At 75.0% G+C, this 20,860-nt stretch carries 13 protein-coding genes and 1 pseudogene; 3 read left to right on the top strand and 11 right to left on the bottom strand.

Going from position 1 to position 20,860, the window contains the following annotated elements:
• Positions 1–118 precede the first annotated feature (118 nt).
• A pseudogene (locus tag FHU37_RS28260) lies at positions 119–223 on the top strand (DUF2510 domain-containing protein); the annotation flags it as partial.
• Between the two features lie 963 nt (positions 224–1,186).
• Positions 1,187–1,840 carry an RDD family protein gene (locus FHU37_RS28255; protein WP_246450957.1) on the top strand — a complete coding sequence of 218 codons (654 nt, stop codon included), beginning with the start codon at positions 1,187–1,189 and terminating at the stop codon, positions 1,838–1,840.
• 394 nt (positions 1,841–2,234) lie between these two features.
• Here the strand turns inward: FHU37_RS28255 and FHU37_RS16050 are convergent, their stop codons facing one another.
• From FHU37_RS16050 to FHU37_RS16010, 9 genes are all read right to left on the bottom strand, one after another.
• On the bottom strand, positions 2,235–3,023 hold the full coding sequence (locus FHU37_RS16050; RefSeq protein WP_179814866.1) for a S16 family serine protease: 789 nt from the start codon (positions 3,021–3,023) through the stop codon (positions 2,235–2,237).
• A 79-nt stretch (positions 3,024–3,102) separates the two neighbouring features.
• A complete protein-coding gene (locus tag FHU37_RS16045) occupies positions 3,103–3,750 on the bottom strand; it encodes an IclR family transcriptional regulator (protein WP_179814865.1) in 648 nt (215 codons plus the stop codon).
• Between the two features lie 312 nt (positions 3,751–4,062).
• Complete coding sequence (locus FHU37_RS16040; protein ID WP_179814864.1) at positions 4,063–5,853, bottom strand: DEAD/DEAH box helicase; 1,791 nt, start codon at positions 5,851–5,853, stop codon at positions 4,063–4,065.
• Between the two features lie 299 nt (positions 5,854–6,152).
• The gene (locus FHU37_RS28250) at positions 6,153–8,945 is read right to left on the bottom strand and encodes a xanthine dehydrogenase family protein molybdopterin-binding subunit (RefSeq protein ID WP_246449924.1); all 2,793 of its coding nucleotides are present in this window, start codon (positions 8,943–8,945) and stop codon (positions 6,153–6,155) included.
• Complete coding sequence (locus FHU37_RS16030) at positions 8,942–11,677, bottom strand: 2Fe-2S iron-sulfur cluster-binding protein (RefSeq protein ID WP_312892630.1); 2,736 nt, start codon at positions 11,675–11,677, stop codon at positions 8,942–8,944. Before FHU37_RS16030 ends, FHU37_RS28250 begins: the two co-directional genes overlap by 4 nt.
• Positions 11,674–12,522, bottom strand: coding sequence for an FAD binding domain-containing protein (locus FHU37_RS16025; protein WP_179816305.1), 849 nt, complete (start codon positions 12,520–12,522; stop codon positions 11,674–11,676). The genes FHU37_RS16030 and FHU37_RS16025 overlap by 4 nt, the downstream gene beginning before the upstream one ends.
• A 726-nt stretch (positions 12,523–13,248) precedes the next feature.
• Positions 13,249–15,078, bottom strand: a complete 1,830-nt coding sequence (locus FHU37_RS16020) for a beta-N-acetylhexosaminidase (RefSeq protein ID WP_179814863.1) — start codon at positions 15,076–15,078, stop codon at positions 13,249–13,251.
• Between the two features lie 399 nt (positions 15,079–15,477).
• A complete protein-coding gene (locus FHU37_RS16015; protein WP_179814862.1) occupies positions 15,478–15,780 on the bottom strand; it encodes a DUF3039 domain-containing protein in 303 nt (100 codons plus the stop codon).
• A gap of 151 nt (positions 15,781–15,931) precedes the next feature.
• Complete coding sequence (locus FHU37_RS16010) at positions 15,932–16,495, bottom strand: YqgE/AlgH family protein (protein ID WP_179814861.1); 564 nt, start codon at positions 16,493–16,495, stop codon at positions 15,932–15,934.
• A gap of 342 nt (positions 16,496–16,837) precedes the next feature.
• Between FHU37_RS16010 and murA the strand changes: the two genes are divergently transcribed.
• Entirely contained in the window at positions 16,838–18,160 is a 1,323-nt protein-coding gene (gene murA / locus FHU37_RS16005; RefSeq protein WP_179814860.1) for a UDP-N-acetylglucosamine 1-carboxyvinyltransferase, read from the top strand.
• A 182-nt stretch (positions 18,161–18,342) separates the two neighbouring features.
• Here murA and FHU37_RS16000 read toward each other — a convergent pair whose 3' ends face one another.
• Positions 18,343–18,624, bottom strand: coding sequence for an HU family DNA-binding protein (locus FHU37_RS16000; protein ID WP_179814859.1), 282 nt, complete (start codon positions 18,622–18,624; stop codon positions 18,343–18,345).
• A gap of 468 nt (positions 18,625–19,092) precedes the next feature.
• The gene (locus FHU37_RS15995; RefSeq protein ID WP_179814858.1) at positions 19,093–20,562 is read right to left on the bottom strand and encodes an NAD-dependent malic enzyme; all 1,470 of its coding nucleotides are present in this window, start codon (positions 20,560–20,562) and stop codon (positions 19,093–19,095) included.
• Positions 20,563–20,860: the final 298 nt, after the last annotated feature.

Raw genomic sequence — 20,860 nt, 5'->3', positions numbered from 1 at the left:
ACAACGCGTGGGAGGTCTCCCCTGCGAGCGGCCCAAGCCCGATACTTGGTTGCGCATCGCGGCATTCCTGCCCTTCACCACGCACCATCAGCAGACAGCGGACATTGGCAGAGCGGACATGACGGCCCTTCCCTCCACCGGTTCATCCGACGGCTCGGGCGGTACCCCCGGCCCCGGCTACTACGCCGACCCCTCCGTGCCGGGGTTCGTGCGGTACTGGGACGGGGTGTCCTGGGTCTCCGGCACCAGCCGTCCCGCGCCCGCACCGGGGGAGATCCTCGATCCGCCGGACTTCGTGCGGCCTCCGTCCCTGCCCTCGCTGGCCCAGTTCCCGCCGTCCAGCGCCACCGCCGGAGGTGGTGGTGCGGCTGCCGGGGGTGGTGCGGCTGCCGCCGCCGGGGAGCCGTCCTCGGACGCCGGCGCCTCGCGGCGGGCGGACCCGGAGCCGGCGGCGGAGGATGCCGGCCAAACGCCCACGGGCGGGACGGCCGGCGCCGGGGAGGCGGCCGCGCGTCAGGCCGAGCCTTCCGCACGCGTGGCCGATCCGGCGGGCGACACGGCCCGCGGCACCGGTCAGGGCGGACAGGCCGGCCAGCCGGGGCAGGGAGGCAACCCGGGACAAGGAGGCCAGCCGGCCCAGGGCGGTCAGCCCGCGGGGAGGACGGAGCCGGGCCCCTGGGACGGACTCCGCTACACCCAGCCCACCGACCCGCACACCACCGGCGGCACTCCGCAGGCGGTCGAGTGGGGCGCCGCCGCCCGTCGCCCCGCGGCGGGAGCCCGTCCGGGTGACGCCACGACGGCGCCCGACCCGCGCGGCGTCCCGGATCCGCGTGCCGTGTCGGACCCACGTGGCGCGTCGTCGGATCCGCGCGGTGCGTCATCGGATCCGCGCGGTACGGGCGCTCCGGCCGCGCAGCCCTTCCCGCGCAGCGCGCCCGCCACCCCGCCGGCGGCCGTCCCCCCGATCGAGGCGGCGGCACGCGCGGCGGTACCCGGCCCCGCGCCGGCGCCCGCACCCGCCTCCCCGGTCGCCGCACCCACGCACGGCGCGCCGCTACCGCCGGGCGTCACGGGAGCGCCCGGTGTCGCGGGAGCGCCCGCGCCGCTCCATCCGGGCGCGCGGCCGCCGGCTCCCGCCCCCTTCCCGAGCGGCGGGCCTGCCGTCGGGGCGCCCGGTCAGCCCATGCCGGCTGCGCCCGGGCAGCCGGGCCCGGGCGGGCAGCCGGGTTTCCCCGGCCAGCCCGTACCGCCGCCCGCGCCCTTCCCGCCGGCGGCGGCCGCTGCCGCGGCCGACCAGGACCTGCCCGGGTGGATCCCGCCGCCGCGCAGCAGCCCGTTCGAACAGCAGCAGGCCCGGCCGGCGACCCTGGGTCGGCGGCTGGTGGCCCGGCTGCTGGACAACGTCGTGGTGGTCGGCCTGTCCGCCGCGGTGGGCGTGCCGCTGCTGCTGGCCTCGATCGCCCACATCGACGGCAAGATCGACGCCGCCCTGCAGAGCGGCGAGAACGTCCGCGTGTGGCTGATCGACGGCACCACCTCCGGTTACCTGGGGATCTGGCTGGCCACGCTGCTGGTCCTCGGCTTCCTCTACGAGGCGCTGCCGACCGCCCGCTGGGGACGCACGCTCGGCAAGCGGCTGGCGAAGGTCCGGGTGGTGGACATCGAGGCGCACGACACCCCCTCGTTCGGGCAGGTGGTGCGCCGTTGGCTGACGGGGCAACTGCTCGGCGTGCTGGTGATCGGGATCGTGGACTCCCTGTGGTGCGTCTTCGACCGCCCGTGGCGGCAGTGCTGGCACGACAAGATGGCCCGGACCTTCGTCGCCGGAGAGTCCTGATCAGGCGGTGAGACCGTCAGGTGGTGAGACCCTGACCGGAGGGTGGCCTGGTCGGGCCGTAAGACCCGTCAGGCGGTGAGACCTGATCAGGCGACCGGATCGGCCGGGGCCGCACCGAATGCGCGCCCCGGCCCCCCGGCATCGAAGTTATCCACAGGCTGCAAGAAGGGGGCTGCGCTGCGTTATCGCGCCGTGGGATCCTGAAAGCAGGGGGTCCCCCCAGACCAAAGGTCGGCTTCCGTCTCGGGGGCTGGCATGTTCCTGTCGGTGACCACCCCTGCCACAGTGCCCACCCCTGCCACAGTGCCCAGCCGTTCCGAGCCGTGCCCAGCCGTGCCAGCCGGCCCCAGCGCGCGACCAGCGACGGCCCGGCGTCCGCCCCGTACCGGAGGAATCAACAGGACGGGACGGAGCCGGTGCCGGAGGAGAGGGCGATGAGGGAGTCGATGGCCTCGTCCAGGCTGGACACCGGCACCAGCCGGAGCCCGTCGGGCGCGGTGGCCTCGGCGTCGCCGCACTCGGCGGGGGGCAGCAGGAAGACCTCGGCGCCGTCCCGGTCGGCCGCCAGCACCTTCAGGGGGACTCCGCTCACCGGGCCGACCGTGCCGTCCGGCGCTATCGTCCCGGTGCCGGCGATGACCCGGCCGCCGGCCAGCTCCGGCAGGCCCTCCTGCCCGATGGTGTCGATGATCCCCAGGGTGAACATCAGGCCGGCGCTGGGGCCGCCGACGTCCTCCAGGCTCAGCTCCACGCTCACCTCGTCCGCGGACAGCCCGAGCCAGTTCAGCGCGGCGGTGACCGCGGCGGACTGGGACTCCGTCATGGCCTCCTGGTTGTGCTGCTCGATCTCCTGCACGTCCTCGCTGGTGCCGTAGAGGGCGGTGCGCGGCATCACGGCCTCGGAGCCGTCGAACCAGGCGTCGACGATGTCGGTCATCCGCATGGTGCTGTCCGGCAGGGTGCCGACGATGGTGGTCAGCCTCAACTCACCGTCGGTCTCCCGGGTGGGCACGCCGCTGACGCTGACCAGCGGCGTGCCGTCGTGCTCCCCGAGGGTGTCGGCGGTGGCACCCGGCAGGGTGAGGACGTAGGGCAGCGGCACCGTCGCGGCCACGGCGAGGAGCGCGGCGACCAGCACGGTGCTCAGGGCCAACAGGCCGGCCCGAGGCGAGAACCAGGACACCCCGGCATTAAAACAGTCGGCGGGGGCCGCCGGAGGCCCGTCCCACCCGGAACACGTGGCCCGGCGGTCCCCGCCGCCCTCAGCGCATGAGTTCGGCGATCTCGTCGGCGGCCTGGACGACGCGGTCGCCGACGCCCTCGTCGGCGACGTCCTCCAGCAGCAGCACGCCGACGGAACCCTCCATGCCGGGGAAACCGCGCAGCGGGGAGGCGACACCCGGCGTTCCGCCGCGGCAGTCGTCGGAGACCCGGACGTAGCGCGGGCCGGTGCGCGGCAGTTCGCCGGCGCGCTGGGCGAGGATGGCCCGGCCGGCCGCGCCCCGCTCCAGCGGGTGGCGCATGCCGACGCGGTAGGCGACGTGGTAGTCGGTCCAGGTGGGCTCGGCGACGGCCACCACGATGGCGTCGGAGCCCTCGGCGAGCGTGAGGTGCGCGGTGCTGCCGAGGTCGTCGGCGAGCCGGCGCAGCGCCGGGCCGGCGACGTCCCGCAGCAGCGGGTGCACCTGGTAGGCCAGGTGCAGCACCCCGGGGGCGATGCGCGCCCGGCCCTGGATGTCCCGGCGGACCAGGGCGTGCTGTTCCAGGGTGGTGAGCAGCCGGTAGACGACGGTGCGGTTGACTTCCAGCCGTCCCGCCATCTCGGTGACGGTCAGGCCCTGTGAGGAGTCGGCGAGCAGCTTCAACAGCCGCAAGCCTCGATCCAGTGTCTGGGAAACCTCGGCGACCACGGGTGCTCCCCTCCCTACCACGCGTGTTGGCGTGAGGCCAGAAACGTAACTCCGGTGCACGCAATGCGGAAGCGAGCGTCCAGTATTCGAACGCGATGTTCACCCACTAGACAACGAAATACGGACGTAACGGGACGGATATCAGCCCGGTGTCAGGAACTCGTCGTTCCAGGCGCAAACCTGCCACCCCGTCGGGGCGTCGATTTCGGGAAACGTCCGCCCCGGCGGCCGGTGCGCGGGCCGCGCGTCGCGCCCCGGGGGACGCCGCGGGCCCCGGCCCGGCTCGGCCCGGGGCCCGCGCAGGCGCCCGGCTCAGCGCATGCGGGTCGCCCACTCCTGGATCTTCGCGATGCGGTCCTTCAGCTCGGACGCCGTCGCCTGCGCGGCCGGCGGCCCGCCGCAGACCCGCCGCAGCTCGGTGTGGATGGAGCCGTGCGGCTTGCCGGAGGCGTGGTGGTAGGCGCCCACCAGCGTGTTCAGCTGGCGACGCAGGTCGAGCAGCTGACGGTGGGTGATCACCGGCCGGTCCTGCGCCGGCAGCCCCGGCACCTCGCCGCGCCGCGCCGCCTCCTTGCGGTCCTTGGCCAGCTGGCGGGACTGCCGCCGCTGCAGCAGCAATTGCACCTGATCCGGCTCCAGCAGCCCCGGGATGCCCAGGTAGTCGGCCTCCTCCGGGCTGCCCGGCTGCGCCTGCATGCCGAACTCGTTGCCGTCGAACAGCACCCGGTCGAAGGTCGCCTCCGACTCCAGCGCCTCGAACGGCAGCCCCTCCTGCTCGCCCGGCCCGTCGTTCTCCCGGTTCGCCTCGGCGAGCAGCGCCTCCTCCTGGTCGTACAGCCCCTCCTCGCCCTGCTTGGCCTTCTGCCGGTCCAGGACGTGGTCGCGCTGCGCCTCCATCTCGTTGGCGAAGCTCAGCAGGGTCGGCACGGACGGCAGGAACACGGAGGCCACCTCGCCGCGCCGCCGGGCGCGCACGAACCGGCCCACCGCCTGGGCGAAGAACAGCGGCGTGGAGATGGAGGTGGCGTAGACGCCGACGGCCAGCCGGGGCACGTCCACGCCCTCGGACACCATCCGCACCGCCACCATCCACCGGTCGGTGGAGGCGCTGAAGTCCTCGATGCGCTTGGAGGCGCCGGAGTCGTCGGAGAGCACCAGGGTGGCGCCGTGCCCGGTGATCTCCCGCAGCATCCGGGCGTAGGCGCGGGCGGCCTCGTGGTCGGTGGCGATGACCAGGCCGCCGGCGTCCGGGATGGACTTGCGGACCTCGCTCAGGCGCTGGTCGGCGGCGCGCAGCACGTTCGGCATCCAGTTGCCGTGCGGGTCGAGCGCGGTGCGCCAGGCCTGGCTGATGGCGTCCTTGGTCATCGGCTCGCCGAGCCGCGCCTCGATCTCGTCGCCCGCCTTGGTCCGCCAGCGCATGTTGCCCGAGTAGGACAGGAAGATCACCGGGCGGACGACGCCGTCGGCGAGCGCGTGGCCGTAGCCGTAGGTGTAGTCGGCGGCGCTGCGCCGCACGCCGTCGGCTCCCTCGGCGTAGGAGACGAACGGGATGGGGTTGGTGTCGGAGCGGAACGGCGTTCCGGTGAGGGCGAGGCGGCGGGTGGCCGGCTCGAAGGCCTCGGAGACGGCCTCGCCCCAGGAGAGCGAGTCCCCGGCGTGGTGGATCTCGTCGAGGATGACGAGGGTCTTGCGGCTCTCGCAGCGGTTGCGGTGCAGCATGGGGTGGACGCCCACGCCGGCGTAGGTGACGGCGAGGCCGTCGTACTCCCGGCCGAGCGGGCCGGAGGAGCTGGAGTAGTCCGGGTCGATCCGGATGCCGACCCGGCCGGCGGCCTCCGCCCACTGCTTCTTCAGGTGCTCGGTGGGGGCGACGATGGTGAGTTGCTGCACGATGTGGCGGTTCAGCAGTTCGGCGGCGATGCGCAGCGCGAACGTCGTCTTCCCCGCGCCGGGGGTGGCCACCGCCAGGAAGTCGCGCGGCTGGCGCCGCAGGTACTCGTCCAGGGCGGCCTGCTGCCAGGCGCGGAGCTTCTGCGCGGTGCCCCAGGGAGCCCTCCCGGGGAAGGCGGGGGGCAGGTGGGATGCGGCTGAGGTGCTCACGTTCTCCGGGATGGTCGATCCGGCCCCGGCAGCCGCCACGGTCGCGGCGCCGGGACCGGCACGGCGTCGGGCGACCGCGGGGCGGTCGCGTCGCGGCCGTGTCCGGGCAAGGGCAACCGGGAAAGCGTACCCCTCGCCGGCCGCCCCTCCGGCGACGTCCGGCCCGGTCGGCCCACCGAGCGTCAAGCCTCACATGTGGCGCGGATCACAGCGCTCGCGCGGGTGGGGGGAGGGGCGCGACGGTGCCGGGAGGTGGGCGGCGGCCGACGGGTACGGCACCCCGTCGGCCGCCGCCCGCGTCACACCGGGCGCAGCGCCGCGTCCTGCGGCCGGATCGGCAGCCGGTTGACCGGCCGGCCGGTGGCCGCGCGTACGGCGGAGGCCACGGCGGCGGCGGCCACGACGGACGGTGCCGCGCCGACCGGCTTGGCGCCCAGCGGGGCGACCGGATCGCGCTCCTCCAGCAGCGCCGCGATCCGGACCGGCGGCACGTCGACTGCGGTGGGCAGCAGGTACCCGGCGAAGCTCGGGTTCTCCGGGACGCCCTGCGACCAGCGCAGCCCCTCGGTGAGCGCGTGTCCGACGCCGCGCGCGACGCCGGCTTCGATCCGGGCGCCGACCTGGGCCGGGTTCAGTGCCCGGCCCACGTCCTGGGCGGCGGTCACCTCGACGACACGCACCGTGCCCAGTTCCAGGTCGACGTCGACCACGGCCCGCTGGGCGGCGAAGGCCAGGCCGACGAAGGCGCTGCCGCGGCCGTCCGGGCCGAGCGCGGCGGTGGGGTTGGGGCGGCACTGGGCGGTGGCCCACAGCTCCTTGCCCGCGGCGACCTCGGCGACCGGCCGGCTGTGCAGGCCGTCGTAGGAGCGGATGGTGCCGTCCTGGATGGCGAGCAGTTCGGCGGACATGCCGAACTCCGCCGCCACCGGCTGCAGCAGCTGGGTGCGCACCATGCGGGCCGCGCGCTCCACGGCGCCGCCGGAGACCCAGGTCTGACGGCTCGCCGCGGAGCGGCCGGCCGGCGGCTGGTCGGTGTCGACCGGCGCCAGCCGCACCTCGGTGACGCCGAGGACGTCCCGGACGATCTGCTGCGCCAGCGTGCCGAAGCCGCTGCCGGGGTCCACGGCGGCGCAGATCACGGTGGCCACGCCGTCGTCCAGCCGGACGGTGGCGGTGGCGACCTCGTCGGCGCCCTCGGTGCCGAGCACCGGCACCATGCCGACGGCGTAGCCGACGCCGCGCCGCACGGTCGCCGGGTCGGCGCCGCCGAGCCGGCCGCCGGGCAGCAGCGCGAGGTCGATCGCGGCCTGGGCGTCCGCGCCGGCGGTGTCACCGCCGGCAGCGGCGACGCCGGGCGTGCCGTCGCCGGACCCGCCGTCGCCGCCGGTGACCTCGGCCGCGACACCCGGAGCAGCAGGGGCAGCCGCGGCATCCGGGGCGCCGGGGGCCGGTGGGGCGCTCGGGGCGGGCTGGTCGGGCGAGCCGGCCTGGCCTGCGGGGGCCACCGGGGCGTCCGGGGCGGCGGGCACCTCGGCGGGAGCCCCGGGCGGGGGCACCACCGCGGCGGCACCGCCCGCTGCGGGGCCGGGACCCGTGGCCGGGGCGGAGGAGGAGCGTGCCCAGGACGGCACCGGCTGGGGCAGCGGCTCGGAGGCGACCGCCTTCAGCAGCGCTTCCACCGGAGCCACGCCCGGCACCACCTGCCCGGTGGGCAGCAGGTCACCGCTGTCCATCAGGTTGCGCTGGCGCAGTTGCAGCGGCTCCATGCCGAGCGCCGCCGCCAGCCGGTCCATCTGCGACTCGTGGGCGAAGCACACCTGCCCGGCGCCCTCGCCGTGCAGCCGGCCGGCGGGCGGGTTGTTGGTGCGCACCGCCCAGCCCTCGACGAAGACGTGCGGCACCACGTACGGGCCGGCGGACAGCGCCACGGCGGTGCCCAGCGTGGTCGCGGACTCGTCGCCGTAGGCGCCGGCGTCCAGCAGGATCTGCGCCTCCACCTTCACCAGCCGGCCGTCCCGGGTGGCGTGGTGGCGGTAGCGGAGGAGGCCGGCGTGGCCGTGCGGGTGCGCGGCGAACGACTCGGTGCGGTTGAGCACCACCTTCACCGGGCGGCCGGTGCGCAGGCACAGCAGCCCCAGCACCACCTGCAGCCCCACGTCCTCCCGGTCGCTGGTGGCCCCGGGCACGCCGGGGACCACGATGCGGACCCGCTCGGCGGGCAGGCCGAGGCAGTGCGCGGTGGCGTCCCGGTCGGCGTGCGGGTCGGTGGAGCCCACGTGCAGTTCGACGCCGCCGTCCGGGCGGGGGACGGCGAGCCCGGCCTCGGTGCCGATCGGCGCCGGGTCCTGCGCCAGCACCCGGTACAGGCCCTCCACCATGACCTCGCCGACCGCCTCGGCGTCGCCGAAGACCAGCGGGATGTGGCGGACGATGTGCCCGGACGGGGCGGGCCCCGCGCCGTCGGCCGCCTCCGCGGCCTGCACGGACGCGCTGAAGGCCTGCTGCGGGTCGGTCACCGCCTCCAGGGGCTCGTACTCGACGGCGATGGCGGCGGCGGCCAGTCGTGCGGTGTCGGGGTGGTCGGCGGCCACGGCGGCCACCGGCTCGCCGTGGTGCCGGACGACGTCCCGGGCGAACACCGGGCGGTCGGCGATCCGCCGGCCGTAGGCCGGGTCACCGGGCACGTCGTCCGCGGTGATCACGGCGTGCACCCCGGGGATGCGCAGCGCGGGCGAGGGGTCGATGGAGACGATGCGGGCGTGCGGGTGCGGTGAGCGCAGCACCGCCGCCCACAGCAGGCCCTCCGCCCACAGGTCGGAGGGGAAGGCGAAGCCGCCCTGGGCGCGCTGCGCGGCGTCCTCGCGCCACCCCGGCTGACCGAGCACGGGGTGGGCGGGGTGGACCGGCTCCACCGCACCGGTCGGGCGCGCGGCGTCGGCGGCGCCGGGCCCCGCCGCGCCAGGCGCGTCGGCGGGCGGGACGGCTCCCGGCGCGGCTCCGGCGGCTCCCGGCTGGGCGCCCGCGGTGTGGGTCGGCCCGGGGTGTGCGGCGGCGGGCGGTTCGGCTCCGGGATCGGGGGTCGGCTGGGTCATGCGGGGTTCTCCGGGCGGGCTTCGTCGGCGAGCTGGGCGGGTGCGGGGGCCTCCGCCGGCGCCCCGGCGGCGGCCCGCTCCCGTCGGGCCTCGCGTTCCCGGAGGCGTTCGACCGCTTGGGCCGACCGGACCTTGGCGACGCGTCGGGCGGCGAGCAGGGCCCCGCGGTAGCCGGTGCACCGGCACAGGTTGCCACCGAGCGCCTCGCGGGTCTCCGCCTCGTCGGGGTCGGGATTGCGTTCCAGCAGGTCGTGGAGGGCCATGGCGATGCCGGGCACGCAGTAGCCGCACTGCACGGCGCCGCATTCGGCGAGCGCCCGCTGCACGTCGGAGGGGGTGCCCTCCTCGGCGAGCCCTTCGACGGTGCGGATGTCGCTGCCCGCCGAGGTGGCCGCCGGCACCAGGCAGGCGGCGACCAGCTGGCCGTCCAGGTGCACCGAGCAGGCGCCGCACTCGCCCTCGCGGCAGCCGTCCTTGGCACCGGCCAGGCCGATCCGCTCGCGCAGCACGTAGAGCAGGCTCTCACCGATCCAGGCGTCCTCGATCAGCCGTTCGGTGCCGTTGACGTGCAGCCGGTAGGTGGCTGTGGGGGTGTCCGGGATGTGGCGGCCGGGCGTGGCGGGCTCCCCGTCGTCGGAGTCGGCGGCGGGCCGCGCCGCGCCGCCGGGCGTGCCGGGGGCGGGGACGGCGGCTCCGGGGGCGTCGGGGCTCCCCGGGGTGCCGGGGCCGTCGGCGGTGGGGGTGGCCGTGCTCCCGGCAGCCGCCGGCCGAGCGGCCTGCTCGGCGGCGTTGTGCTCGGTGGTCTGCTGGGCCACTTGCTCCGCCGGCTCGCCGGGGGCGGAGGCCGGGGCACCGCCCGCCGGGGCGGTCCCGCCCGGTGTGGCCACAGCGGGTGTGGTCCCAGCGGGTGGGATCGCGGCCGGAGCGGTGCCGCCGGCGGGGACGCCCTCCGCGGGCGCACCGCCGCCGGAACCGCCTTGGTCGGCGCCGCCGATGTGGGGGCCGCCGTTGTCATGGCCGCCGCCACCGCCGTCGTCGGCGGCACCGCCGGACACGGCGTCGGCGGCGGGACCCTCGGGGTGGCCCTCGCCGGGTTCCCCGGGACGGCCGCCGGAGTGGTCGTCGACGTGGCGCTCGGAGGCGACCGGGCCGGTGGCGGCGCCGGGGGTGGGGTGGGTGTTCCCGGCCGACGGCTGGTGCGTCGCCGCCGAGACGGCCGCGGCCCGCTGGGCGCCGGGGGCGGCGGCGCCCCCCGAGGGCGCGGCCGGCTGTGCGGCCGACGAGCCGACGGTGCCGCGCGGCAGGCCCGGCCCGCTGACGAGTTCCGGACGCCCGGTGGGGTCGAGGGCGGCGGCGCGCTCCGCGGAGGCGTCACCCGCGGCGGGAGGCTGGGCGAACGGTGCCCGCAGCACGCCGAACCGGGTGGTCTCGGCGTCGATCAGGTCGTCGATGGAGACGTACTGGGTCTCCTCCGGGACCTCCTGCCACGCGTTGCCGAAACCGCCGGCGGCGGGCGGCACCGCCCCGAGGGGCTGCCCCTGAACACGGTCGCGGTCGGGCATCCGGCCGGTACCCGGGACCTGGCCGGCGCCGGGAACCTGGCCGGCCCCCGGGACGTGACCGGCATCGCTCGGCGGCGTGGGGCGCGCGGCCGGCTCCCGCCCGGCACGCTCCTGCGGTGTGGTTCGCCCGAAGGAGTGCACGTCGGCGGTGCGGGTCTCCTGGGCGTAGGGGGAGAACGCCGGATCGAACTGCGGCTCGTCCACCACGCCCTGCCACGGATCCTCGGAGTGTCCGCCGCGGGAGTAGGGGGCGTCCAGGGCGCGCGCGGGCTCGGTGGCGGGGGCCGGATCGCCGTAGTCGTAGCCGCCCGGGTGCACGCCGGCCAGGTGCTGACCCAGCGACGCCTCGTCGCCGTAGTGCGGGTCGACCGGATGCCGCTCGTCGGGGCGCGGCTCGGCTGGATGCGGCCCAGCCGGATGCGGCTCGGCCCGGTGCGCCTCGGTGGGGTAGCCGCCGTCGGGGCGGGCGTCCGTGGCGGGCCGCTCCGGGGCGTCGTAGCCGCCGCCGTAGCCGGGCTGCTCGCCGTAGCCCGACGGGGCGGCGCCACCGGCCGGGTACGCGCCGTCCCCGTACGGCTGCTCGGCGTACGGCCGCTCCGCGTATCCGGTGTACATCTCGGCGCCGTACCCCTCGGCGGGGTACCCGGCGGAGGGGTAGCCCTCGGGGCCGGGGTAGCCGTAGCCGCCGTCGTGACCGGGCTGCTCGGCGTACCCCGGCGCCGGATACCCCTCGGCCGGGTACCCGCCGTCCGCGTACTGCTCGGGGTACCGGCCTTCCGGGTACTGCCCTTCCGCGTACTGCCCTTCCGCGTACTGGCCTTCCGGGTACTGGCCCTCGGCGTACCCGCCCCGCGGATAGGCGTCGGTCGGGCGGGGGCCGGGGATGCCGGCGCCCCCCTGCGGCCAGTGCTCGGTGTGCTGACGGGCGGTGGGCACCCCGGCCGCCGGTCCGCCCGCCGCGGCACCCTCGGCCGGCGCGCCGCCGGGGGCGTCCTCCGCGTCCTCGGCTCCCTCGGCGTCCTCCCCGGACGTCAGCGGAACCTCTATGTGGGTGACGTGCACATGCGGCAGCTGGGTGGCCTGAGCCGGTGGCACCTGGGTCGGGACCAGCGGGAACTGCGAGGCGGGGTGCACCGACCCCGCGGGGATCTCGGTCGGCCCTTCGGTCACGACAACACCCTCCCCAGTGCTCGGCGGGCCAACGCGGCGACGGTCCGCCTGCGATGGTCGACGGTTGACTTCGGCTCGGCCACCTGGCCCGGTGGCTGCTCCGTCTCCGGAACGCACGCGGCGGCCACGTACTCGCCGAACGCCTGGCAGGCGTCGGGCCCGATGGTGCGCGTCCCGTCCCACTCGATGCAACCGGACACCCACCCCTCGGCGTCCAGCGGACGCAACGGGATCGGCGCCACGGCTCCGACCGCGCAGCGCACGGCCCGGCGCGCGGGGTCCAGGGCGATGGCGACGGAGACCTCGGCCCGGGACGGCCCGCCGCGACCGCTGACCTTGAGGAACACCTGCGGCGCGTGCAGCAGCGGGATCTTGACGGCGACGACGAGTTCGGCCGGGCGCAGCGGGTCCATCCCGGTGAGCAGGTGTCCGACCGGCACCTCCCGGGTGCCGTCGGGGCCGGTGCACAGGACCACCGCGTCCAGGGCGGCGAGCACCGGGAGGGTGTCGCCGTGGCGGGCGGCGGTGACGAGGTTTCCGCCGATGGTGGCGACGTTGCGGGTCTGTGAGGGGCCGGCCGATCTGGCGGCTTCGGCGAGGGCGGGGATGAGCGCCGCGAAGTCGGGGCGGCCGGCGCGCGCCAGGGTCAGGCCGGCGCCGAGCACGGCGTGCCCGTCCCGGTACTCCCAGCCGCGCAGCCCGGCGATCCGGCCGAGGCCGATCAGGGCGGCGGGCCGCAAGGTCCCGGAGTTGACGGCGACCATGAGGTCGGTTCCCCCGGCCACCGGGACGGCCTCCGGCATGGCGACGAGTGCGTTGACGGCCTCCTCGACCGTCTCCGGCATCATGATCGTTTCCTTCACCTGCGCACCACCGTGCCCTCTGACCGTCGCCTCCCGCCCGTACGCTACGGCCTCTCCCGCGGATTCCGGCAACTTAAGCACACATCCGCCGTCCCCTCTTCCGTCACCCAAGGGGACAAACGCCGCATCTGTGAGCGAAGTGCCCGGGATGCCGCGAAGAGCCGTGAGGTGGGCGATGAGTGGGGTGGACGCGCTCCGAGTGGGCCGTGGCAGGGAACAGCCCGCTCCACATGCGTATCCCCCTATGGTGCCCCCTGCTCCACGCCGCGGTGACGCTGGGCCCACCCCTCACCGCGCCCCCAGCCTCCGCCGGCCCTGCTGCCCGGTTCCCTCCCCCACCACAACGCCAACCCTTTGTCATGGCCCTATCGGGAGTTGTCCACAGGCTGGAAGCAGGGGGCTGCGGCGCGCCCGGGCCCCATGCCATCGTGGAAACAAGGGGGTCCCCCTTCGGGCCCCCTACGGGGCGTTGGCCATGTGGCGCGAGGGACCACGGTGGCCTCGGCGACCACAGTTGCAGCCCGCCGCGCGTGGGGGTGTGATGCGTGGTGGTGCGTGGCGGTCGGCTCTCTCGTCACGCCCACCACACTGGTCACGCCCACCACGCCCACCACGCTCGTCCGCACGTCCGCGGACCGATCGCCAGCGGCAACGGCACCCGCGGCGGACCTGCGCCCGCACCCGGATCCGCGCCCACACCCCACCCCCTCACCGCTCCGGGGGCGGGCCGTCGATCGGGCGGCCGGCGATGCCGGGGCGGCGCTGCCAGGGGCGCGGCCCGTCCGGGTGCCGGTACTCGACGCCCAGGGCGTCCAGCCGCCGGTAGTGGGTCTCCATCCGGCGGCGGAACTCCGCGACGTCCCGGTCGGCCGGCTCGCGCAGCGGGCTCCACACCACCTCGGCGAAGGCGGCCAGCCGCGGGAAGGCGGCGTAGTCCACCGCCCTCGGGGAGTCCAGGAACTCCGTCCAGATGTTGGCCTGGGCGCCCATCACCCGCGCGGCCAGCGCCGGGTCGCGGGCGAGTGCCGGCGGCACCGGCTCGAAGCGGTAGACGTCCTCCAGGGTGCGGACGTACCCCACCGGGATCGGCTCCTCCTCCCCCGGCGCCTGCCGGTGGTCCAGGTAGACCTGCTGCTCGGGACAGATCACCACGTCGTGGCCGGCGACGGCGGCGGCGATCCCGCCCGCGTAGCCGCGCCAGGAGGAGACCACCGCGCCCTCGGCGAGCGGCCCGCCGTCCAGGATCTCGTCCCAGCCGACCATCCGCCGCCCGCGCGCGGCGAGCCAGTCGGCGAAGTGCCGGACGAACCAGCTCTGCAGCGCCTCCTCCGGCTCCCGGCCGTCCCTCCCGTCGAGCCCGAGGGCGGCGATGCGGGCCTGGGCCGCGGCGGAGGCCCGCCACTGGTCCTTGACGCACTCGTCGCCGCCGAGGTGGACGTAGCGGGAGGGGAAGATCTCCAGGACCTCCTCCAGGACGTCCTCGTAGAAGCGCAGCACGCCGTCGGAGACGCCGAGCACGTTGGGGACGATGCCCCAGTCCGTGCCGGTGCGCAGCGCCGCGGTGTCGACCACGTCCGTGTTGCCCAGTTCGGGGTACGCGGCGATGGCCGCCTGGGAGTGGCCGGGGACGTCGATCTCGGGGACGACGGTGATGTGCCGCTCGGCGGCGTAGGCGACGATCTCCCGCAGGTCGTCCTGGGTGTAGTAGCCGCCGTGCGGGCGCTCCTCGTAGCCGCCCGAGCCTCGGTAGCCGCGCATCGTCCGGTGCCGCCAGGAGCCGACCTCGGTGAGGCGGGGATGGCGCCGGATCTCCACCCGCCAGCCCTGGTCGTCGGTCAGGTGCAGGTGCAGCACGTTGAGCTTGTGCGCGGCGAGCAGGTCGATCATGCGCAACACGGCACCGGTGGGCATGAAGTGCCGGGCGACGTCCAGCAGGCAGCCGCGCCAGCGCAGCCGGGGGGCGTCCTCGATGTCGACGGCGGGCACCGTCCACGGGCCGCGGCCGACCGGCGCGCGGCGGTGGGCGTCCGCTCCGAGCAGCTGGCGCAGCGTCTGGGCGGCCCAGAACAGGCCGGTGGGGGTGGCCGCGGTGAGGGTGAGGGCTTCGGGGCTGGCCCGGAGCCGGTAGCCCTCGGGCCCCAGCCGGCCGGCGAGCGAGGGGGTGAGCAGCAGCCGGATGCCGGGCGGCGTGGCGCCTGGCGGGCTGGGGTACGGCGGCGCCGGGGGCAGCGGATAGCCGGTGGCGCCGCCGAGGGCGGAGCGCAGCCAGCGTTCGGCCGTGCCGGGATCGCCCCGGTCACCCGTGCCCGGTGGGAGCGCCGCCCCCGGTTCGACGGCCCACGGCGCGACGGCCCCCGCCGCGGCGCCCCCCGCCGCGGCGCCCCCGGGCACGGCGGCCCCCGCCGCGCCGGCGCGCGGGTCCGTGGGCCGGGCCTCGCCGGCGACCGGCTCCACGACCGTGGTGAGCGTGGTGTCCCGGGTGAGGGTGAAGGCGCCGGCGCCCGGGGTGGCGCGGCGGGGCGCGGGTACCAGATCCATGGGCTGCCGCCCCTTCCCTCAGTCGTCGGCCGGGGCAGACCGCCCTGCCCGTCGGCGTGCCGGTGTCGTGGTGCGCCCCCGATGGCGGCGGGCGTCGCCCCAGCGGAATCTAGGGGGCGGGCACGGCACGGACAAGGGGTCTAGACCAAAAGCGGGAAATTGGTCCGGACCGGCGAAGGGCCGCCCGGTGGGACGCGCCCTGGGGCGCCAGCGCCCCGGGGCATCCGGAATTCCCGGCTCCGCCCCTCCCCCACTTCCGAGGACGGGCCGGAAACCCCGGAAGGCCGACCCAGAAGGCCACGCCCGAGGGCCAACGCCAGAAGGCCGCCGGATCGGTGATCCGACGGCCTTCTCGACGGCTCGGCGCGCCCACGGGCCGTGCGGGCCCGCGGCGGATTCTCAGCGGCTCTTGTCTCCGCCCTTGCCACTCTTGTCGCGGTCGCCACCGAAGGCGCCCATCGACTCGTAGATCTCCTTGCACATCGGGCAGACCGGGTACTTCTTCGGGTCGCGGCCGGGCACCCAGACCTTCCCGCAGAGCGCGACGACCGGGGTCCCGGACATCGCGCTCTCCATGATCTTGTCCTTCTGGACGTAGTGCGCGAAGCGCTCGTGGTCGCCGTCCCCGTGGGAGATCTGCGGGGTGGGCTCCACCAGCGTTCCGGTGCCGGCACCGCGCTCTGGTTCGAGAGTGCTGCTCATAAGGGTCAAGTCTACGGAGACGGGGCGCGAGATCTAAGGGACTCGGCCCTCCGATCGCCCGCCACGTGGAGCCCCGGACCGCTCGCCCGGGCCGCCGGACGGGGCCGCCGGACGGGGCGGCCGGCCCGGGCTCCCGGCCAGCCGGGCCGGCTCAGTTCAGCGAGGGGTCGTCCGGATAGGTCGCCATCAGCGCCAACTCGCTCCGCTGCCGGCGCAGCACGCTGCGCCACAGCTGGCGCGGGTCGAGCGAGAAGACGTCTCCCGGTTCGGACTCCACCACGTACCAGGCGCCCTCGGCGAGCTCGTCCTCCAACTGCCCGGGCGCCCAGCCGGCGTAGCCGGCGAAGATGCGCAGCGAGGCCAGTTCGGCGGCGAGCAGCTCGGGGGGCGCGTCCAGATCCACCAGGCCGACCGCGCCGTGCACGCGCCGCCAGCCCAGCGGCTCCTCACCCTGTCCCGGCACGGCGGCCAGGCCCAGCGCGGAGTCCAGGGCGACGGGGCCGCCCTGGAAGATCACCGACGGACGCCCGGCCAGTTCGGCCCACGGCTGGAGGACGTCGGCGACGTCCACGGGAGTGGGCTTGTTGAGCACGACGCCCAGCGAGCCCTCGTCGTCGTGATCGAGCAGCAGGACGACCGCGCGGTTGAAGTTCGGGTCGGCGAGCGCCGGCGTCGCCACGAGCAGGCGGCCGGTGAGCGAGTCACCCTCGGTCATGCGCCCATGATCCCGCATTCGGGCGCCAGATGGAGACGTCGCCCACATCAGACCGGACCGTTAAAGCCTCAATGACCCCAGTGGTGCACAGAAATCTCATACGTAACGCTCCGCAGTAAGCGCAGGACATGGCGAGGACGCGGCGACACGCCGATCCGGTTCCGAAAGAAACCACCCGGGCGGTACCCGTCGTCCACCTGGGCGAAGGGACCCCGCTCGCGCCATTACCATCACATTGGCGCCGGCACCGACACCGGGCTGGCTGCGCAAGGGCGTACCGTTTGCTTGGGCAAGCATCTTGCCTTCGCAGCTCCGACACACCCCCCAGGAATCGCGAGATCGATGACCGACGACGTCCTGCTCGTTCACGGTGGCACACCGCTCGAAGGCGAGATCCACGTACGCGGCGCGAAGAACCTCGTGCCCAAGGCCATGGTTGCCGCACTGCTCGGCAGCACGCCCAGCAGACTGCGCAACGTCCCCGACATCCGGGACGTGAAGGTCGTGCGCGGGCTCCTCGAACTGCACGGTGTCACGGTACGCGGCGGCGACGTCAGCGGCGAGCTGCTTCTGGATCCCACCCACGTGGAGAGCGCCACCGTCGCGGACATCGACGCCCACGCCGGCTCCAGCCGCATCCCGATCCTGTTCTGCGGGCCCCTGCTGCACCGGCTCGGCCGGGCCTTCATCCCGGGCCTCGGCGGCTGCCACATCGGCGACCGGCCGATCGACTTCCACCTGGAGGTGCTGCGCCACTTCGGCGCCACCGTGGACAAGCGCCCCGAGGGCCTGTACCTGGAGGCCCCGCAGCGGCTGCGCGGCGCCAAGATCGAGCTGCCGTACCCGAGCGTGGGCACCACCGAGCAGGTGCTGCTGACCGCCGTGATGGCGGAGGGCACCACCGAGCTGCGCAACGCGGCGGTGGAGCCGGAGATCACCGACCTGATCTGCGTGCTGCAGAAGATGGGTGCCATCATCACGATGGACACCGACCGGGTCATCCGGATCACCGGTGTGGACCGCCTGGAGGGCTACAACCACCGGGCCATCCCGGACCGCCTGGAGGCCGCGTCCTGGGCCTGCGCGGCGCTGGCCACCGGCGGCAACATCTACGTGCGCGGCGCCCAGCAGCAGCCGATGATGACCTTCCTGAACGTCTTCCGGAAGGTCGGCGGCGCCTTCGAGATCGACGACGACGGCATCCGCTTCTGGCACCCCGGCGGCGCGCTGCAGGCGATCGCCCTGGAGACCGACGTCGCGCCGGGCTTCCAGACCGACTGGCAGCAGCCACTGGTGGTGGCGCTGACGCAGGCCAGCGGCCTGTCGATCGTGCACGAGACGGTCTACGAGAGCCGGCTGGGCTTCACCAGCGCGCTCAACCAGATGGGCGCCACCATCCAGCTCTACCGGGAGTGCCTGGGCGGTACCCCGTGCCGCTTCGGGCAGCGCAACTTCCTGCACTCGGCGGTGATCTCCGGTCCGTCCAAGCTACAGGGCGCCGAACTGGTCATCCCGGACCTGCGCGGCGGCTTCTCCTACCTGATCGCCGCGCTGGCCGCCCAGGGCACCTCGGCGGTGCACGGCATCGACCTGATCAACCGCGGCTACGAGAACTTCATGCAGAAGCTCGCCGACCTCGGCGCGCACGTGGAGATGGGCGGCTAGGACTCCCGGCCGGGTCCGCGCGACGGTCCCGGAAACCGCGGAAGCCCGCGGAAGCGGGCGCAGGCCACGCGGGCCGCGCGGGCCACGAACGCGAGGGGCGGCCCCCACCGGGTGTGGGGGCCGCCCCTCGCGTCATCTGCACCGGGGCCCGGCGTGAGACGTGGCCGGGGCCATGGGGAGGCTCACTTACCGGCCGCGGCGGCCTTCAGCTTGGAGCCGGCGGAGACCTTCACGCTGTAACCGGCCGGGATCTCGATCGGGTCGCCGGTCTGCGGGTTGCGCGCGACACGAGCGGCACGGTGGGTGCGCTCGAAGGTCAGGAAGCCGGGAACGGTGACCTTCTCGTCGCCCTTGGCGACGACCTCGCCGACGACCTCGGCGAGGGCCGTGAGGACGGAGTCGGCGTCCTTGCGGGTCACCTCGGCGCGCTCGGACAGCGCGGCCACCAGCTCACTGCGGTTCATGTGTACTCCTGTGTTTCGTCACCAACTGGTCGAGTTCGAGGCCACGACGCGGGGCGGTACTCGCCGCCCCGCGGGGGCCGTCGCCGCGCCTGCGCCCGCTGGACGGCGAGCGTGCGGGCGGCCGGCGCGAGACCCGTCGGTCCCTGCGGCCGGTCCAGACGAATGGGCCTGGACCGGTGCAAAACCTCTTACCCGGGTACGAATCCTGCACGTTGAACGGGCCAACACGCGAATCCGGCGCACGGCGAGTTGCCCGCGGGGCCCGGGAATCCCGAAGTCGGGAACCCCGTGGACCTCGCCATGACCCTACTCCCCACCTCGGACACCGTGACAGATCGCCAGAAACCGGACATTTTCCATGGGCTGATTGTCACACCCGCCGAAACGGCCGTTCCGGCCGGGAGACCGCACTCCCCCGGCGGAACGGCCGGCACGGGTGACCACCGGTGACGGACCCGGGTTGACCGATCAGGCGTGCGGGGTGCCGCCGCCGTCCCCGGTGACCGTGGACATGCCCACCGACTTGGCCGTGGTGGCGGCGCCGCTCGCCTGGGCAGCCTCGCGCACCGCGGCGGCCACCACCTGGGCCACCTCCGGGTGGAAGACGCTGGGGATGATGTAGTTGGCGTTGAGCTGGTCGTCGTGCACCACGGAGGCCAGCGCGCGGGCCGCCGCGAGCATCATCTCGGTGTTCACCGTGGTGCTCTGCGCGTCCAGCAGGCCGCGGAAGATGCCCGGGAAGACCAGCACGTTGTTGATCTGGTTCGGGAAGTCGCTGCGTCCGGTGGCCACCACCGCGGCGTGCTGCCGGGCCGTCACCGGGTCGATCTCCGGGTCCGGGTTGGCCAGCGCGAAGATGATCGCGTCGTCCGCCATGCCGGCCGCCTCCTCGGCGCCGATGACGTTCGGGGCGGAGACGCCGATGAAGACGTCCGCGCCGTGCACGGCGTCCTTCAGGGTGCCGGTGACGCCGTCCGGGTTGGTGTTCTCGGCGATCCAGCGCAGCGTGGAGTTGTGCTCCTTGAGGTCCTCGCGCTCCCGGTGCACCACGCCGTGCACGTCCGCCACGACGGCGTGCCTGACCCCGGCCGCCAGCAGCAGCTTCAGGATCGCGGTGCCGGCCGCGCCGGCACCGGACATCACCACGCGGACGTCCCCGATCTCCTTGCCGACCACCCGCAGGGCGTTGGTCAGCGCCGCCAGCACCACGATGGCGGTGCCGTGCTGGTCGTCGTGGAAGACCGGGATGTCCAGCGCCTCGCGCAGCCGCTCCTCGATCTCGAAGCAGCGGGGGGCGGAGATGTCCTCCAGGTTGATGCCGGCGAAGCCGGGGGCGATCGCCTTGACCGCCTCCACAATGCCGTCGGTGTCCTGGGTGTCCAGGCAGATCGGCCAGGCGTCGATGCCGGCGAACCGCTTGAACAGGGCCGCCTTGCCCTCCATCACCGGCAGGGCCGCCTTCGGACCGATGTTGCCCAGCCCCAGCACGGCCGAGCCGTCGGTGACCACGGCCACCGAGTTGCGCTTGATGGTGAGCCGGCGGGCGTCGTCCGGGTTCTGCGCGATCGCCATGCACACGCGGGCCACGCCCGGGGTGTAGACCATCGACAGGTCGTCGCGGTTGCGGATCGGGTGCTTGGCGGCCATCTCGATCTTGCCGCCGAGGTGCATCAGGAACGTCCGGTCGGAGACCTTGCCGATCACCACGCCGTCCACCGTGCGCAGTTTCTCCACGATCTCCTCGGAGTGCGCGGTGGAGGCGGCGGCGATGGTCACGTCGATGCGCAGGCGCTCGTGGCCCGAGGCGGTGACGTCGAGGCCCGTGACCGAGCCTCCGGAGGACTCGACCAGGGTGGTCAGCTGACTGACCGCGCTGCCGTGCGCGGGAGCCTCCAGGCGCACGGTGATCGAGTAGGAGACACTGGGAGCCGAGGACATGGCTGTCTACCTCATCCTGCGCGTCGTCGCGCGAAACTCATGACCGGGAGGGTTTTCAGGTGGCCCAGCGCCGCCTCGCTCCCGTGCCCGGTGGGGCAGGCGCGGGAGGCCCTGCGGGCAGACACCGCGGCCGCCTGCCCAGGCATCGTCCCACCGTGGCCAGGGCGGCGTCAGCGCGGAATCTGTGAGACCTTTCACACCGAGTGCTCCCCAGGCAGGTCGTTCGACCCACTTTGCACCACTATGCCGCCGCGGGCGCGGGGCGCGACACCACCGCGTCAATGTAGGAAGTCGACAT

This window comes from Allostreptomyces psammosilenae (genome assembly GCF_013407765.1).
Taxonomy (GTDB): Bacteria; Actinomycetota; Actinomycetes; order Streptomycetales; family Streptomycetaceae; genus Allostreptomyces; species Allostreptomyces psammosilenae.
Note: the sequence above shows the minus strand (reverse complement) of the source record. Positions and strands in the feature narration are given on the sequence as shown.